We start from the raw sequence: 13,451 nt of genomic DNA on the forward strand, positions 1-13,451 counted from the left end.
CCCTACCGCCGCAGCCGGTGAGTTCTGGATCGTTGCGACGGCAAACAAAGGCCTTCTCCTACAAACGAAAGTGCGAACAAGAAGTCCGCGAGCATCCTAGCACGCGTCTTTCCCCCTTCGGGAAATTAAGCTGGAACGTAGACCAACCGGATCACATTCTCGTCAATACGGTCATTAGCAATAAGGCGCAGCGGCGGTCGTGGTCCGGCAAAATAGGGCGTGCCGTGACCGAGCACAACGGGATGCAGATAGATAATATACTCGTCGATCAGGCCAAGATCGGTGAGGCTTCGCGCCAGGTCCGGGCCCGCCACTTCGATCTCCCCGTCGCCATCGGCTTTCAGCTTGCGGATCGCGCTCTCAAGATCGCCCTCGACCAAGCTGGCGTTGGGACCGACCGATTTCAACGAACGCGAGACGACCCATTTCGGCTGGTTTCGCCAGGCGGCCGCGAAGTCGCGTTCGTCTGCGTTCCATTCAGAATGATCGTCATCCCAGTAACGCATGATCTCATACATTTGCCGACCGTACACGCTGCCCGCTTGCCTCCGCGTCGACTCGACGAAGTGACGAAAGAGCGTGGGGCTTGGCCCGAACGCCATGTGATCGACATAGCCGTCCAGGGACTGGTTCATTCCGAACACGAGCTTGGCCATGCTCACTTCCTTTCCTTCAAGGGTTCATCGCCGGGAGTCGGATGGCGTTGCGTGATCGCTCAAAGCCTAGATGGACTGATGTTAATTTGCAACCGGTTTTTCACAGACCAGTGTGGGCAACTCGCAAAAGAGCGCCATTGGGAACTACCAATCTCGCCTCAGTACGAAAAGGAGTGCGCAGGCAACCCTCTGCGAGAGGATTCGCCGTGACCACTATTGGCGTCACGGAAGCGATCTGCAATTGTGACGCGGTCATTCTACTCGTTCGGGGATCCAAGCATCGCATATGTATCAGTACTATAAAGATATCCTCGACCGCATTGCAGAACAGCCGACATGGTTCGACGACTACGGCGTTCCCCGCTTTGGAGATTTCTCGCCGGAAGACCTAGGGAATATTTACGCCTCCGAAGCGGCGCTCGCCGAGGTTTCGTGCCAAGGGTGCGGACGCATGTTCAAGGTCGCGCTAACTGAAGTCTTCGCTAGCAAAAGTTTGAGCTTGAATGATGAGATCCGCCTCAGTCGGGTGGATTACGGGGATCCGCCAAACGTTTATTGCTGCGGTGCTGGGCCCACCATGAGCAGCGTTATGCACCGGATTCTAGAGTATTGGTCTCGGGACTATGAGGCCAGCATGAACTGGCAGCGGGATACAACTTTTGAGGGGCCGATCGCAGGGGAGCCGGTTGATCCACCAGACACGATGGCAGACGTGCTTGCCGCGGTCGGATCAGGCGTACAGTCAATCCGCATCATGTGCACGAGCCGCAGGAACCGCTGCGACCTCGCTGGCCGGATTACGGCGGAGATGGTAAGAACCGGACGCGTGCTTGTTACCTATCACGAAAGCTACGTGAGCATTGCTCACCAGATGATCGAAGGCCTCGTGCCGAGCGCGGATGTCGGCCATTGGAAAGAAGAGCGCAAGGTAACCCTGGTTGATTTCTCGCATCTCAAGGACATTCTCCTGTCTACGATCAGCTGCGTCATCATTCTGGCGGGACCGGGTCCGATGGACGACGCTATGCAAAAGATTTGTAAGCGACTCTCGGCAGAGGCTGGCGACAAAGTTCAGATCGAGTTCGTGCTGGCGCATTCGTGCGCTATGACTGCCAGCGCCGACCTCGTCATCGACGCCAGCCGCAATGTGACGTCGAGCCGAGCTCCTCCCCTGTAGTTTCATGAGGCCTCGCTTTCACCATCCCGGAGGCGGCGAAAGCAATTTTCAGAACACTGTCAAAAATTTGCTGGTCGGGATGGCGTTCCCGGGCACCCTACAACCTTCACTCCCACTCGATCGTGCCGGGCGGCTTCGAGGTGACGTCATAGACCACGCGGTTGATGCCGCGCACTTCGTTGATGATGCGCGTTGCGGCGCGGCCGAGGAATTCCATGTCGTAGTGGTAGAAATCCGCGGTCATGCCGTCGACGGAGGTGACGGCGCGCAGCGCGCAGACGAACTCATAGGTGCGCCCGTCGCCCATGACGCCGACGGTCTGGACGGGCAGCAGCACGGCGAAGGCCTGCCAGATGGCATCGTAGAGGCCGGCCTTGCGGATTTCGTCGAGATAGATCGCATCGGCCTCGCGCAGGATCTCCAGCTTCTCGCGGGTGATGCCGCCAGGGCAGCGGATCGCAAGGCCGGGCCCGGGGAAGGGGTGGCGGCCGATGAAGCTGTCGGGCAGGCCGAGCTCGCGGCCGAGCGCGCGCACCTCGTCCTTGAAGAGTTCGCGCAGCGGCTCGACGAGTTGCATGTTCATGCGCTCCGGCAGGCCGCCGACATTGTGGTGCGACTTGATCGTCACCGACGGGCCGCCGGTGAAGGAAACGCTCTCGATCACGTCGGGATAGAGCGTGCCCTGGCCGAGGAAATCGGCGCCGCCGAGTTTCTTTGCCTCTTCCTCGAAGGTTTCGATGAACAGCCGGCCGATGATCTTGCGCTTCGTTTCAGGGTCGCTGACGCCCTCGAGTTCGCCGATGAAACGGTCCGAAGCGTCGACATGCAGCAGATGCAGATTGTAATGCTCGCGGAACATGGCGACAACGTTGGCCGCCTCGTCCTTGCGCATCAGGCCGTGGTCGACGAGGATGCAGGTCAGTTGGTCGCCGACGGCCTCGTGGATCAGGAGCGCTGCGACGGAGCTGTCGACGCCGCCCGAAAGCGCGCAGATGACGCGCTTGTCGCCCACCTGCTTGCGGATATCTTCGACCGCCTTTTGGCGATACGCCGACATCGACCAGTCGCCCTTGATGCCGGCGACATTGTGAATGAAGTTGCCGATCAGCTTGGCGCCGTCAGGCGTATGGACGACCTCGGGGTGGAATTGCACGCCGTAATATTTGCGCTTCTCGTCGGCGATGAAGGCGAAGGGCGCATTGGAAGAGGTGGCGACCACCTTGAAACCATCGGGCAGCGCCGTGACGCGGTCGCCATGGCTCATCCACACCTGATGGCGCGAGCCGGAGGACCAGAGGCCTTCGAACAGCTGGCAATCCTTGTCGACATCCAGAAAGGCGCGGCCGAATTCGCGGTGATGGCCGCTTTCGACCTTGCCGCCGAGCTGCATGCACATCGTCTGCTGGCCATAACAGATGCCGAAGACCGGCAGACCGCTGTCGAAGATGATCTGCGGCGCCCGCGGCGATCCTTCGTCGACCGTCGAAGCCGGGCTGCCGGACAGGATCACGGCTTTCGGCTGCAGGCGCTTGAAGCCCTCTTCGGCCGATTGGAAGGGAACGATTTCGCAATAGACGCCGGCCTCGCGCACGCGTCGTGCGATGAGCTGGGTCACCTGGCTGCCGAAATCGACGATGAGAACGGAGTCGGGATGTGCTGTGTGGGTCATGGCGAGGCTTTAAAGAAAAGCGCTTCGCCTTGCAATCCGGGAAATCGGCGGCATCGGGTTTTTATTGTTCCGATTGTCCCTCGCGCGTCGGGAAAGGCGTGCGGTTTTTCAGGGCCTAGAACCAGAAAACCCCGTCCTCCAGCGCCGTGAACAGGCTGTCGACGCCGTAGGACAGCTTGCGGTCGACGATGTGCAGATACTCGGTCCAGCCGGAAATATGCTGCAGCTCGACCGCGCCGTCGGAAATGCCGCGAAGGCCGATCAGCGGCAGCTTGTAGCCCTGGCAGGCGCGCAGCACCGCATAGGTCTCCATATCGACCATGTCGGCGTCGATGTCGCTATAGGCGGCACCCGAAATGACGTTGCCGCCCGTGGAAAGACTTGCCTCGGCAATACCAGGAATGCGCAGCGGCAGCTCGAGCGTCGCCGGCAGGTCGAGGAAGGGCGTCCGGCCCTTTTCGAAGCCGAGCGGCGAAGCGTCCATGTCGCGGTAGGAAACCGAGGTTACCTGATAGATTTCCGTCTGTTCCAGTTTTGCCGAACCGGCCGAGCCGAGCGAAACGACGAGATCTGGCAGATCATCGGCAGCGTCGAGCCGCGCCAGCGTCTTGGTCAGCGCCACCGCTGCCTCGACCGGACCGACGCCGGTCATCAAGGGTTCGATGCGCGACCGCAGAAACGGGCCGTATTCGGCCTCCGCCGCCATGACGAACAGCATGGATTTTCCGGCGACCGATTTCAATTCGAACTTCATCCTGTAATTCCTTCTCTGCCGCGGATGACCATCATCGTTCCGGTCATGGAGGCGATGAGTTTCGCCGGCCCGTCGCTGATCGCGTAGCCTCGCCCGTCGGCGACGATGATGGTGGAGCCCGGCTTGGTGATCTCGCCGCGAAACAGGAAGCGCTCGCCGCGCCCCGGCGACATGAGATTGACCTTGAACTCGATCGTCAGGATCGAGGCTTCCGGGTCGATGACGCTGTAGGCGGCAAAGCCGCAGGCTGAATCGAGCGCGGCGGAAATGATGCCCGCATGCAGAATGCCGTGCTGCTGCGTCAGTTTGATGTCGAAGGGAAGCTCGATCTCGACGACGCCGTGCTCGACGCGCGTCAGCTCCGCGCCGATCGTCTGCATCGCCGCCTGGCGCGCAAAGTTGCGGCGGATTCGCGCGCGGAAATCGCCCCTGTCAGTCTCACTCATGGCTACCCCTCTCGAAGCCGGGAAAGTGGCATGGCGGGCCGGATTCGACAAGCTGGACATTGCTGAAATCGAACCGGTGGGCGATGGAAACCTCAAGCCGTGTCGCCAGCGCAACCTTTCGCCGTGCCGTCGTTGCGCAAACCGTTGCCGGCCTCCTGCGAAGACGATTGCAGCTTCGCGCGCAGCGGGTATTCTCCGGCGTCCTGTCTCGAAATAGGGGAGCGCCGGCGCTATGACGACGATATCGCAATCGGTTCGAAATTTCGAGACTTGGCTGGCCGGGGAGCTCGGCGGCGATCTCGTCAAGGACGATCTCCTGGAAAAGCACGATAAGATGCGCAGCGACGATTTCGTCTTCCTGCGTGCCACCTATTGGCGCTGGTGCGAGATCATCCTCGATATCTGCCCGGAGCTCGGCCGTGCGCCCGAGGTGCTGGCGATCGGCGATACGCATCTGGAGAATTTCGGCACTTGGCGCGATAGCGAGGGCCGGCTCGTCTGGGGCGTCAATGATTTCGACGATGCGGCGGTGATGCCCTATGCGCTGGATCTCGTTCGTCTTGCGGCAAGCGCCATCCTGGCGCGCGGGGAGGACGGTCCCTCGGTTCGCATGATCGGTGAACTGATCCTCGGCGGTTACCGCAGAGGCCTTGAAAATCCGCTGCCGGTCATCCTCGAACGCGATCACAAATGGCTGCGCAAGGCGCTGATGCTGCCGAATTCGGAACGGCGGGAATTCTGGGAAAAATACGAGATGTTGGCTCCGGACAAGACGAAGGCGCCGGCCGCCTATATCCAGGCCCTTGCCGACGCATTGCCATCGGGATCGGGACCTTTCACGGCCAAGCCGCGCAGCGCCGGCACCGGCAGCCTCGGCCGCCCGCGCTTCGTCGCCTATGCCGAATGGCAGGGTGGGCCGGTCTTGCGCGAGGCGAAGGCGCTGGTGTCCTCGGTCTGGTCGCTTCACCAACGGCCGCTTGATGGGACGATCCGTGCGGGTGAAATCGCCGCCGGCCGGGCGCGCGCGGCCGATCCTCATTATCGCGTCTGCGACCGCATCCTCGTGCGCCGGCTCTCGCCGAACAGCCGCAAGATCGAAATCGACAAGCATCCGGAGATCCTGCTTTCGCCGACAATGCTCGAACTGATGGGTTCCGAGATCGCCAATTGCCATTCCAACGATGCGGCCGCCGCAGCAGCGATCCTGCAGGATTTACAGGCCCGGGGATCCGAATGGCTGCATGAGGCGGCGAGGGCCGCGGCGTCGAGCGTCAGCGCCGAGCAGAAGGCCTATGCGCGCGCCCGCTGAGAGATCCGGACAATGTGCTGATCCCAGGCGACATCGCTGCGGGTCGCCAGGAAATCGCCGTCATAGGAGGAGACGGCAAAGCCATCTCTTGCCGGCGCGATGCCGGCGGCCTCCGGAACGGCGCTCTCGGCCAGCACCTTGCCCGTTTTTGCGTCGATGGTCACCGAGGTGCCGCCCTTCGGCGAGGTGATGCCGACGAGACCTTCGCTGCGGTTGACGGCGATCGCTCCGACATAGTTGGCAAGCCTGCGCGTCGTCTCCTCCGGCAGCGCGACGAAGGAAAGATCCTCACCTTTGGCGAAATGGCCGACGAGCGGCGGCAGATCCTTGCGGTGGCCTTCGTACTGGCAGGCGAACCAGATGCGGCCCTCGCCGTCGAGGTCGACGTGGCGGGTCGACAACTGCGACCATTCGGCCGGCAGCACGTGTTTTTCGATCAAGGCGCCCGTTGCCGCATCGATCAGCGCCAGCGACGGCTGCATCGCCCCGAGATTGAGTTTGGTGCGGCCGAAATCCGGATGCGTCTCGATGCCGCCATTGGCGACGATGAGCAGACGTCCGTCATCGGAAACCGTCATGTCATGCGGACCGATGCCATAGGTCTCGTATTCGCCGATGCGAGCAAAGCGGTTGGTGGCGTCGTAGAGACCGATCATGCCGCGATTGCCGTCGAAATCATTCTCGCTGGCGTAGAGGATCCGGCCATCGGGCGAGAAGACGCCATGCCCGTAAAAATGGCGGTCTTCCCTGGAACTGATGACGATCGGCTCGCCCTTATTTCGTGGATCGAAGATCATCGCATAGGTGCCTGGCCGGCGCGCGAAGGCGACGGTCTTGCCGGTGGCGGCGCTGAAGGCCATGCCGTGGGCACGGGCGGGAAGCGCCACCTGATCAATGATCTCGCCGTGCTCGGTCACGGTCGCAATCGCAAAGGAACCGTTTGCCGTGCGAATGCCCGAGGCGTAGACCGCATCGGCCCGTTCAAGCGCCAACAGCGACCTCGGCGCCAAGCTTGCAAGGAAGCCGATTCCTGCCGCCTTGACAAAACTGCGTCGATTGATCAAGGCGCTCCGCATCATCGCTTCAGTCTCCGTCCGAAAAGGAAAAGCCGGCCGAAAGTCCGATGGCCGCGCCATAGTCGTCGCCGATCCGGGTGATCAGAGCACGGCTTTCGGCCAAAAGCGTGTCGAGCTTGGCCTTTTCCGCATCGCTGGTGGCGGCGTCTATATCGGGGTTGAGTTTCGGCACGCTGTCGAGCAGCGATTTGAAGTCTTCGTCGATCGAAGCGGCAATCGACCGTTTGTCCGGCGGCAGAAGCTCGGCCATGCCGGCCTTCTGCCAGAGCGTGCGCAGGCCCTCCAGATTGGCGGCCATCGACTTCCAGGTATTTTTCGAACGCCAGTAGATCGCCATGCGCGGCCGCGGCGCGTTATCCTTGCCCTTGTAGAACTGTTCCAGCCGCTGATCGCGGACATTCTCGGCGCCGTGGACGAGAATGCCGAGCAGCGCGGTCACGGCCTCCTTGTTGTCCATGAAATCATTGCTCTGCGGGCCAGGATGTTTCCAGCTCGCCTGTACCCCGTCCGGCTTTTCCCAGGCGGCGACGACTTCGCCGGCCTCGCGCTGGATATTGCCGGCGACGGCGGCGCCGTAAAGGCAGCGGAAGCCGCCCTTCTGCCCGACGAGATTTTCCGAGCCGTTGCCGTAAAGCACGTATTCCAGTGCCGTCAGGCCCTGCAGCGCCACGCTCTTGCCGGCGATCGCATCGACCGTCGCATCCTTCGGATCAGCCTTGGCGATCAGCGCCTGCACCTGCTTCAGGCCGACACCCTTGCGATCGGGATAAAACAGAATGTGCTCGAAGAGATTGTCCTGGATGACGGGGCCGGTCTGGACGATCTCGATGATCGACCAGTAGCGGATCGTATCGTCGAAGGCCGATTTCGCCTTGTCGAGCGTTTGCTGCGTGCCGGCGTCGCAGAGATCCTTCATCGCCGTCGTCAACCGGGCGGCCGATTGCTGCATATTGCGATAGCCCGGGCGGATCACCTCGTCGACGGCGCGCTGCATGACGGCGGGAACGGCATCCTCGTTCAGCCCTGCCGGAGGAGCGGCGGTCTCAGCGGCCGCCGATGTGGCGAGGCTGATCAGAGTGAGGCAGAGCAGGGGGTGCCAAAGGCGCATCAAAGTGACTCCAGGAATGTAATCAGGGCCTCCCTGTCGTCTTTGGACAGGGAGGAGAACGCGTTACGGGCTTTTTCAGCTTCGCCGCCATGCCAGAGAATCGCCTCGGTGACGTTTCGCGCACGGCCGTCATGCAGAAAAAAGGTGTGTCCGCTGACCGTCCGGGTCAGTCCTATACCCCATAGCGGTGGTGTGCGCCATTCACGTCCGCTTGCAAGCCCGACCTGTTGCCCGTCGGCCAGACCCTCGCCCATGTCGTGCAGGAGAAAGTCGGAATAGGGCCAGATCAGCTGGAAGGATTGCGCCTTGTTCACCCTATCCCGGCGGGTGACGAATTTCGGTACATGGCAGGAAATGCAGCCGGTTTCGTAGAAAATCCGCTTGCCCCGCAGCGTCTCGGAAAAGCTCGCTTTGCGCCGCGCCGGAACGGCCAGGTTTTCCGAATAGAAGGTCACGAGATCGAGAATAGGCCCCGGCGCTTCTTCTGCGCCCAGCCGTTTCTGCACCCCGGTCGGCATTGCCTTACATTTCTTTTCCGCCTCGGTGCAGTCGCCATACGCGTCCGGGTGGTCGGGCGTCGAAATACCGATATCATTGGCGAAGGCGTCGGCATTCTGGTCGCGCACCGTAGCATTCTGCGCCTTCCAACCGAACCGGCCGAGCGAAATCTTGCCGCTGCGGTGGTCGCGCACGATCGCCACCTTGCCTGATATGCCATCGCCATCGGCATCGTCGGGATCGGCATGGGCAAGGATATCGGCCTCGGGGATCGCCTCGATCAGTCCGAGGCCGATCATGGCGGGAGCGACACGTGCCGAGATCGTTGTCGAAGCATCGAGCGGTCCATAGGCCAGGTTGGTCGCCGCGTAATGCGGCCGGCGCAGCGATACGGTCTCGCCGTCGCCAAGCGTTACCGTCTCCTCATCATAGCGGATTGTCATCCGGCCTTCGGCGGCAAGGCCGGGAACGGCAAGATCCTGCAGCTGATGGCCATAAACCGGATCGGGGAAATTGAGGATGTCAGCGTTCGCGATCGCCTTTTCCTCTTCCGGCGTCCTGGCTGCGCGGGAAAGCCGCAGGAACATTGACACGGCGCTTGGGCCTCCCTCCGGCGGTTTGCCGCGGCCGTCATTGACATGGCAGCTCATGCAGGAGCGGGCGTTGAAGAGCGGCCCGAGCCCATCGGAGGCCTGCGTCGAGGAGGGCGAGGAAACCCAGAGCTTGCGGAAAAGCGCATTACCGAGCTTGAAATTCTGCTCTTCCTCGAAGGGGATATTGGCCGAAATATGCGAGAAGCTGTCTTCGGTGACGGGGTCGATCGAGGTCGCCGCGCCCGCCTGCATCGCTTCATATTGTTCAGCCTTGGAAAAATCCTTGGTTGACTGCGTGACCTCGGTCACGCGTTTGAGATCGGCCTCGGAAAGATCGGTCCGTTTCACCGGCAGATCAAAACCGGCGGCGATGGCTGTGGAAAAGCCGGCAAGCGTGGCGCAGAGCGCTGCGCTGGCGATCAATCTGCGGGCCGGGGCATGCGACATTTCAGAGTCTGGGCCGCTCCGTCATCGAAGCGGCCCGCCTTTTGCTTATTTGAAGACGGCGTTAGGATTATCCAAGCTGTCGGAACCTTCAAGCTGAACCGTGCCGAGATCGAGTGCGGCAATAACGCGCTGGATTGATTTCGTCTGGTCGATCAGCCCGTCGATGGCGGCTTGGACGACGGCGTTACCGTCCTTGTTGCCTTCGGCGATCATCTGGTCGTACTTCTCGACCGTCTCGCCGCGCTTGGCCATGGCGTTCATCGCATCGAGCGTCTTGTTGAGCTTGCCTTCCAGCTCCGCATCGAGCGCCTTGTCCTTGGCGGCCACGAGGTCGTGCAGCGACGGGCCGCTGAGCTTGGTGCCGTCGACGCGCGTATAGTTGCCGGTATAGGCGGCGGCGATGCCGATGGCGTCGTTGAGGTGCGAATTGTAGGTATTGTCGGAGAAGCAATCATGCTCTTCTTCCGGATCGTGCAGCAGCAGGCCGAGCTTCATGCGCTCGCCGGCAAGCTCGCCGTAGGAGAGCGAACCCATGCCGGTCAGGATCGCGACGAGGCCGGCCTTCGGATCGGCTTCGACGTTCTTCGTTGCAGCCCCGTCCGGCTTCCAGTTGTCGGTCATTTCCTGCAGGTCGGACACCAGGAGCGTCGAGGCGGACTTCAGATATTCGGCGCGCCGGTCACAATTGCCGTGCGTGCAATTCTTGAGATCGTAATCAGTGGCCGGGCGGTTGCCGGCGCCGGGTCCCGTGCCGTTCAGATCCTGGCCCCAGAGCAGGAATTCGATGGCGTGGTAGCCGGTCGCGACATTGGCTTCGATGCCGCCGGCCTCGGCGAGCGTGCCGGAGAGGAATTCCGGCGTCAGCTTGGAGGCGTCGACATCCTTGCCGTCGATCTTGATCGTCTTGTTGGCGATGACATTGGCCACATAGAGGGAGTTTTCGTCGCTCTCGCTGCCGTAGGAGGGATCGACATAGTCGATCAGGCCTTCGTCGAGCGGCCAGGCGTTGACCTTGCCTTCCCACTCGTCGACAACAGGATTGCCGAAACGATAGACTTCGGTCTGCTGGTAGGGCACGCGCGCCTTGATCCAGGCGTCCCGGGCGGCCTTGAGCGTTTCGTCGGTAGGCGCCTTCAGAAAGGCGTCGATCGCGGCGTCGAGCGCCTTTGCCGTCGTCAGCGAGTCTTCGTATTTCGCATGCGCCACGTCGGCATAATGTTTCACCACGGCGGCAGCATCGGTGGCGGCCTGCGCGGGAAGGGCGAGCAGGGCTGCGGGGGCGATCGCCAGCACGGCTGCGCGGAGTTTGTTGAGCTTCATGATCCTCTCCTGTGACGGATCTTCCGTCTAATCGGGCCCCGTCTCTTCGCGCAAAAGCAAACTGGTGTCAAACGCTCTAGTTTGGAATGATTTTAAGGACCGAGACGGGTATACGCGGCCTCTTTCAGACGCTTGTGCCTGAAAGATCAGCGCGCTGTCCTGCTGCCGCGCGGCAGGCTGGTGTCCATGCCTGCCGGCCGCGTCAGCCTTTGCGCTGCAGGCGGCAGAAGAAGAAGCCGTCCGTGTCGGTGGAAGCCGGCGTCAGCGTGACCGTCAGGCCGTCTGACGAGTGCGGCCGCGGGGCATCCTTGCCGAACAGCGCGTCCCAGGCGGGCAGGGCGCTGACGATCTGGAAATCGGGATTGTCGGCCGCGAAGCGGCGCACCTGTTCCTCGTTTTCCTGAGGCAGAACCGAGCAGGTGACATAGATCAGTTCGCCGCCCGGTTTGACGAAGCCGCTCGCCTGCGCCAGCGCGTCCTGTTGCTGGGCGGTGCGCTCGTCGAGGTTCTTCGCCGTCAGGCGCCATTTCGTATCGGGGCGGCGGCGCCATGTGCCGGTGCCGGTGCAGGGCGCATCGACCAGCACCTTGTCGCAGCGCCCGGCAAGGGCCGAAAGCCCTCTGGGATCGTCATGCACCTGGACATTGCGCGTGCCCGCCCGCTTCAGCCGTTCGATGATCGGCGCCAGCCGTTTGCGGTCGGCGTCGTAGGCGTGAACCTGTCCCTTGTTCTGCATGGCCGCCGCCATGGCGAGCGTCTTGCCGCCGCCGCCGGCACAATAGTCGAGAATCTGTTCGCCATCCTTGGCGAGCACCAGATCGGCGACGATCTGCGAACCTTCGTCCTGAACTTCGAACCAGCCTTTCTGGAACGAAAGCTCGGCGGTCACGTTGGGAAGGCGCGAGGCGCCTTCGCCGGCGGCAATCCGGATGCCGTAGCGGGCGATCTTCGCCGCATGTGCGCCAGCGCGTTCGAGCGCCTTGACGGCCTTGTCGCGGGAGGCCTTCAGGATGTTGGCGCGCAGATCCAGTGTCGGGCGCGCCGCGAGCGCCTGCGCCTCGGCGAGCCAGCCGGTGCCGAAGGCCTGTTCGAAGGAGGGTTGGATCCATTCGGGAATATCGCCACGGATATGCGGCGGCGCATCGTCGAGCGAGCGGCTTGCAAAGGCGGCGAGCGCATCAGCTGCAAGCGGCGGCGGTGCAAACTTGTCGTCCGCCAGTTCGGCGGCGAGGCGATCGGGCGTGAAGCCCCATTGACGGAACATGACGGCGTGGGCAATGGCCGCAGCGCTGTCGTCATCCATCAGCCAGGCATGCGAAAGCCGCATGCGCAAGGCGTCGTAGACGATGTTGCCGATCGCCGCACGATCGCCGGAACCGGCGAAGCGGTGCGCGAGGCCCCAGTCCTTCAGCGCGTCGGCGACAGGCCGCTTGCGGGCATCGATGTCCGCGAGCACAGAAATCGCCCCTTCGAGGCGGCCGCCCAGACGCATTCACAAGTCTCCTGTTGCCATGCCTGCGAAGGATCCTGTCAGCCGCGACAGTCGCGGGGTGGATTGTTCACAAGTCTCAACCGCGTGGTAACCGCGATTGACGGCAAGAGCAAGCGCCGCTGACGGCGCAGGCGGTTGCAAGCTCCGGGCTTAGCTGATCACCTGGTAGCAGACCTTCGCCGTGCCGGAGCTCACCATGCCGATATTCTGTGCGGCGGCGCGCGACAGATCGAGCACACGGCCGCGGATGAACGGACCGCGATCATTGATGCGGACGACGACGGTGCGGCCATTGTTGCGGTTGGTGACCTTCACTTTGGTGCCGAATGCGAGCGAACGATGCGCGGCAGTCAAGACGGCGGGGTTCATACGTTCTCCGGAAGCAGTTTTGGAGTGAAGAGCGTACCATGAAGCACCGCCGCAGCCATTTGCAGCAAAACCTTCCGCCGGAAGCATGGAAGAGAAGGCTGCAATAGTTGCGGCAGCGATAATAGAACGGCTGATTTTCTTCAAAACGGAGTATCCCTCAACTATTGAACGCGCGCCCTTGCAGGCGGCGGGGCTTAAATCCGTCGAAAAATGGCAAAAAAGTGCCGCATGTGATCACGGAATGTTACAGTGCGTAACATTTGTGATGCTATTGATAAAATTTCGGAATTTGCCTCGTGCGGCAGCACGTAGAAAAAACCCAATGGAATCAGCTAAAATTCAAATGAATTTTCCGACGAAGTTTTAGGTCGCGCGGTTCTCACGGAAATCACGAAATTTTTTTTCTGCCTTCGCCATATTTGCTGCCACATTTGAGCAAATTCAAAGGCTGTTAACCATAATATGCGGCGAGAATTGTTCGTAGAGTTGCAGAAAGTAGGAATTTCCTACTCATTTTGGGTGGTGACTCTGACCGCC

At 61.6% G+C, this 13,451-nt stretch carries 13 protein-coding genes; 3 read left to right on the forward strand and 10 right to left on the reverse strand.

The features are described from left to right. Positions 1 to 125 precede the first annotated feature (125 nt). The gene (locus Tal182_RS01670; protein ID WP_085857863.1) at positions 126 to 656 is read right to left on the reverse strand and encodes a dihydrofolate reductase family protein; all 531 of its coding nucleotides are present in this window, start codon (positions 654 to 656) and stop codon (positions 126 to 128) included. A 286-nt stretch (positions 657 to 942) separates the two neighbouring features. On the opposite strand from Tal182_RS01670, the gene Tal182_RS01675 reads away from it, so the two are divergent. Further along, complete coding sequence (locus Tal182_RS01675; protein ID WP_085857864.1) at positions 943 to 1,833, forward strand: hypothetical protein; 891 nt, start codon at positions 943 to 945, stop codon at positions 1,831 to 1,833. A 106-nt stretch (positions 1,834 to 1,939) separates the two neighbouring features. Here the strand turns inward: Tal182_RS01675 and guaA are convergent, their stop codons facing one another. The 3 genes from guaA to Tal182_RS01690 form a co-directional block, all read right to left on the reverse strand. Then, a complete protein-coding gene (gene guaA, locus Tal182_RS01680) occupies positions 1,940 to 3,502 on the reverse strand; it encodes a glutamine-hydrolyzing GMP synthase (protein ID WP_085857865.1) in 1,563 nt (520 codons plus the stop codon). Between the two features lie 115 nt (positions 3,503 to 3,617). After that, positions 3,618 to 4,256, reverse strand: a complete 639-nt coding sequence (locus Tal182_RS01685; protein ID WP_004673906.1) for a 5'-methylthioadenosine/S-adenosylhomocysteine nucleosidase — start codon at positions 4,254 to 4,256, stop codon at positions 3,618 to 3,620. Then, entirely contained in the window at positions 4,253 to 4,702 is a 450-nt protein-coding gene (locus Tal182_RS01690) for a PaaI family thioesterase (protein WP_010028223.1), read from the reverse strand. Before Tal182_RS01690 ends, Tal182_RS01685 begins: the two co-directional genes overlap by 4 nt. 232 nt (positions 4,703 to 4,934) lie before the next feature. Here Tal182_RS01690 and Tal182_RS01695 point away from each other — a divergent pair, with 232 nt between their 5' ends. After that, positions 4,935 to 6,011, forward strand: a complete 1,077-nt coding sequence (locus Tal182_RS01695) for a DUF2252 family protein (protein WP_085857866.1) — start codon at positions 4,935 to 4,937, stop codon at positions 6,009 to 6,011. Here Tal182_RS01695 and Tal182_RS01700 read toward each other — a convergent pair. The 6 genes from Tal182_RS01700 to Tal182_RS01725 all read right to left on the reverse strand — a co-directional run bounded on the left by Tal182_RS01700 (position 5,993) and on the right by Tal182_RS01725 (position 13,058). Next, positions 5,993 to 7,090, reverse strand: a complete 1,098-nt coding sequence (locus Tal182_RS01700; protein ID WP_012482350.1) for a DUF1513 domain-containing protein — start codon at positions 7,088 to 7,090, stop codon at positions 5,993 to 5,995. The genes Tal182_RS01695 and Tal182_RS01700 overlap by 19 nt on opposite strands. A 4-nt stretch (positions 7,091 to 7,094) precedes the next feature. Further along, positions 7,095 to 8,195 (reverse strand): imelysin family protein, encoded by a 1,101-nt coding sequence (locus tag Tal182_RS01705; protein ID WP_085857867.1) that lies wholly within the window; start codon positions 8,193 to 8,195, stop codon positions 7,095 to 7,097. Continuing rightward, the gene (locus Tal182_RS01710; RefSeq protein ID WP_085857868.1) at positions 8,195 to 9,733 is read right to left on the reverse strand and encodes a di-heme oxidoredictase family protein; all 1,539 of its coding nucleotides are present in this window, start codon (positions 9,731 to 9,733) and stop codon (positions 8,195 to 8,197) included. Before Tal182_RS01710 ends, Tal182_RS01705 begins: the two co-directional genes overlap by 1 nt. Positions 9,734 to 9,778: 45 nt before the next feature. Beyond that, positions 9,779 to 11,053 carry an imelysin family protein gene (locus Tal182_RS01715; RefSeq protein WP_085857869.1) on the reverse strand — a complete coding sequence of 425 codons (1,275 nt, stop codon included), beginning with the start codon at positions 11,051 to 11,053 and terminating at the stop codon, positions 9,779 to 9,781. Positions 11,054 to 11,255: 202 nt separating this feature from the next. Next, positions 11,256 to 12,545 carry an RsmB/NOP family class I SAM-dependent RNA methyltransferase gene (locus Tal182_RS01720; protein ID WP_085857870.1) on the reverse strand — a complete coding sequence of 430 codons (1,290 nt, stop codon included), beginning with the start codon at positions 12,543 to 12,545 and terminating at the stop codon, positions 11,256 to 11,258. A 150-nt stretch (positions 12,546 to 12,695) separates the two neighbouring features. Beyond that, the gene (locus Tal182_RS01725; protein WP_064800378.1) at positions 12,696 to 13,058 is read right to left on the reverse strand and encodes a septal ring lytic transglycosylase RlpA family protein; all 363 of its coding nucleotides are present in this window, start codon (positions 13,056 to 13,058) and stop codon (positions 12,696 to 12,698) included. On the opposite strand from Tal182_RS01725, the gene Tal182_RS32070 reads away from it, so the two are divergent. Continuing rightward, complete coding sequence (locus Tal182_RS32070; protein WP_164517739.1) at positions 13,000 to 13,281, forward strand: hypothetical protein; 282 nt, start codon at positions 13,000 to 13,002, stop codon at positions 13,279 to 13,281. The genes Tal182_RS01725 and Tal182_RS32070 overlap by 59 nt on opposite strands. Positions 13,282 to 13,451: the final 170 nt, after the last annotated feature.

Origin of the sequence: Rhizobium sp. TAL182, assembly GCF_002117725.1 — a bacterium.
Classification (GTDB): domain Bacteria; phylum Pseudomonadota; class Alphaproteobacteria; order Rhizobiales; family Rhizobiaceae; genus Rhizobium; species Rhizobium esperanzae.

What these genes read in the sequence shown, in the direction of transcription:
- Tal182_RS01670 (WP_085857863.1), bottom strand. Translation starts at nt 656, where the DNA reads ATGGCCAAGCTCGTGTTCGGAATGAACCAGTCCCTGGACGGCTATGTC.
- Tal182_RS01675 (WP_085857864.1), top strand. Translation starts at nt 943, where the DNA reads ATGTATCAGTACTATAAAGATATCCTCGACCGCATTGCAGAACAGCCG.
- guaA (WP_085857865.1), bottom strand. Translation starts at nt 3,502, where the DNA reads ATGACCCACACAGCACATCCCGACTCCGTTCTCATCGTCGATTTCGGC.
- Tal182_RS01685 (WP_004673906.1), bottom strand. Translation starts at nt 4,256, where the DNA reads ATGAAGTTCGAATTGAAATCGGTCGCCGGAAAATCCATGCTGTTCGTC.
- Tal182_RS01690 (WP_010028223.1), bottom strand. Translation starts at nt 4,702, where the DNA reads ATGAGTGAGACTGACAGGGGCGATTTCCGCGCGCGAATCCGCCGCAAC.
- Tal182_RS01695 (WP_085857866.1), top strand. Translation starts at nt 4,935, where the DNA reads ATGACGACGATATCGCAATCGGTTCGAAATTTCGAGACTTGGCTGGCC.
- Tal182_RS01700 (WP_012482350.1), bottom strand. Translation starts at nt 7,090, where the DNA reads ATGATGCGGAGCGCCTTGATCAATCGACGCAGTTTTGTCAAGGCGGCA.
- Tal182_RS01705 (WP_085857867.1), bottom strand. Translation starts at nt 8,195, where the DNA reads ATGCGCCTTTGGCACCCCCTGCTCTGCCTCACTCTGATCAGCCTCGCC.
- Tal182_RS01710 (WP_085857868.1), bottom strand. Translation starts at nt 9,733, where the DNA reads ATGTCGCATGCCCCGGCCCGCAGATTGATCGCCAGCGCAGCGCTCTGC.
- Tal182_RS01715 (WP_085857869.1), bottom strand. Translation starts at nt 11,053, where the DNA reads ATGAAGCTCAACAAACTCCGCGCAGCCGTGCTGGCGATCGCCCCCGCA.
- Tal182_RS01720 (WP_085857870.1), bottom strand. Translation starts at nt 12,545, where the DNA reads ATGCGTCTGGGCGGCCGCCTCGAAGGGGCGATTTCTGTGCTCGCGGAC.
- Tal182_RS32070 (WP_164517739.1), top strand. Translation starts at nt 13,000, where the DNA reads ATGGAAGAGAAGGCTGCAATAGTTGCGGCAGCGATAATAGAACGGCTG.